Origin of the sequence: Pseudomonas floridensis, from assembly GCF_002087235.1 — a bacterium.
Classification (GTDB): Bacteria; Pseudomonadota; Gammaproteobacteria; order Pseudomonadales; family Pseudomonadaceae; genus Aquipseudomonas; species Aquipseudomonas floridensis.
This window is the reverse complement of record NZ_MUIO01000143.1, coordinates 1-1827: the sequence shown is the minus strand read 5'-3', so window position 1 is coordinate 1827 and position 1827 is coordinate 1. Positions and strand designations below refer to the sequence as shown.

The 1827-nt window shown below is 45.9% G+C and carries 2 protein-coding genes and 1 pseudogene; all 3 read right to left on the bottom strand.

The window, feature by feature from the left end:
* Window positions 1-233 (bottom strand): annotated as a pseudogene (locus BZK31_RS26605) (RHS repeat protein); the annotation flags it as partial.
* 397 nt (window positions 234-630) lie between these two features.
* Window positions 631-1206 carry a hypothetical protein gene (locus BZK31_RS26600; RefSeq protein ID WP_083186203.1) on the bottom strand — a complete coding sequence of 192 codons (576 nt, stop codon included), beginning with the start codon at window positions 1204-1206 and terminating at the stop codon, window positions 631-633.
* 12 nt (window positions 1207-1218) lie between these two features.
* Window positions 1219-1827: RHS repeat-associated core domain-containing protein (locus tag BZK31_RS26595; protein WP_279628823.1), on the bottom strand; the 609-nt coding region annotated here is incomplete at its 5' end.

The window sequence follows — 1827 nt, the reverse complement described above, 5'->3', positions numbered from 1 at the left end:
GGTTCGTGGAGCGGATACGTCTGGTTGAGGGCGTCGGTGACGGCGACCAGGTGGTGGCGGTCGTCGTACTGGTAATAGGTGTTCTTGCCCGAGCAGTCCTGAAAGCGTTCGACCTGGGCCAGTGTGTTCCACCACAGGTATTTGGACTTCAGCGTCGGATCGACAATGGTGTGCGGCAGGCCGTCATCGCCGTTGAGGTATTCGGTCTTGTGGCCGAGCGCATCGAGTTCGGCGACGTAGGGGGCCTTCCGGGGGCTGCAGTCGAGGTAATCACATTATTATTGTACCTGGAAACGACGTGCTGAATCGCGGTTGCGATCGGACTGGCGAATTGATCGTTGCTGTCGTCATACACTGAGCCCAAGTAAAAATTATTATCAGTCGTGACGCAACAATACAGAAACGCATGCAAAAGTCCGCCTAAGGAGCCGCTGACCTATTCGGTTTGTCGTCCCGGTAATGCTCTGAAGACCTTGATTTATAGGGGGAAACAGCTGTGTTGCTAGAATGAACCAGTGTCTTCTTAGGGGCAGAAAAGTAACTTGCACACATATTCGTGCCTTTATCAATGCTCACGGCGACTTACAAAAGCCTAGCGTTTAAAGAACGCTAAAAAGGCATTAAGAAACCTTAGTCAAAAAAGAATTTCATAAAGCCATCGACATTGAAACCTGAGTTTAATCCAGAAACTGAGTTTTCAACTCGCTCAATGAAAACTTTCTTGAAACTCATATCGTCTTCTCTGGTATCTCCATTGAAAGCATCTTCCTCAACCTCAATTGCAAGCAATAATGCTTCTAAAAATATATTCATTGAGCTTGCTATTAGAAAGCTACGTTTCTGAATGCTGCCATATATCGACGGGTTTTTTTGTGCAGAATCAAATACCAAAGCGTCTCCGTTTCGATCCGCGAAAACTACAAAACTATTCATCCAAGGCAAGGTCTCGTCATCAGGGCCCGACCATCCATCTTGAGCCTTTTCAAGCTGATTGATCATGAATATCTGAAGGAAAAAATCTCCTCCAATTGTGGGATTATCCTCCATTTCTAATTGCGTATAAAACTGCTCGACTTCACCGCTTAACATCAGTGATAGGGAACCGTTTACGATTTCTTTTGGAGTATCACGGAAGAATATTTTTCCGGTGCTTTGCTCGCTTTTGTTAAAGCGCTCAGCAAAATTTTTTAGAATCTTTTCATTCATATTAATCCCCTGTCAACATCCGTCTGTGCTTTTTTTAAGTGTAGCAGGCCGATCTATAAGTCGGCCCTTCGTAGAGTTTTTCGTGTTTCCTCGATGCCCTTGATTTCCATGAACATGCTCGTTAACACCGCTTGGATGGTTATGGTTTTGTAAAAATACTATATTTCTAGGGTCATCTTGCCATAGAGCACCTAATTTACCATTGCCTTCTACAGAGTTTATATGGTGGCCAGTATAACCCGCCTTGGACATCACTGACGTAAGGTTTTTGTTAGGAGTAGCAGTTATTAGCTCCTTTTCGGCACCTGACCATGCTCGTGTTCCTGTACCTGTCTGGGTTATAAGAGCTTTTTCTTGGACCCAAGCACGGTCAATGGCTGTACTTCTGCCTCCTTGCATTGGTGTCAAACCGTCATTTACTTTATATCTTACTGTCAAGCCTAGTGGATCCAGCCACCCCGTAGTATTAGGTGCATACCGATAAAGGTTGAACCCACCCGCCAACCCAATCGGATCCTGCGTAATAAACCGCCCCACCTCCGGATCGTAATACCGGAACGTGATGTAGTGAAGCCCCGTCTCCTCATCAAAGTACTGCCCCTGAAACCGCAGGTTCTGCTC

Bases quoted from the DNA above. Each gene is read 5' to 3' on its own strand.
- BZK31_RS26600 (WP_083186203.1), bottom strand. From the start codon at position 1,206: ATGAATGAAAAGATTCTAAAAAATTTTGCTGAGCGCTTTAACAAAAGC.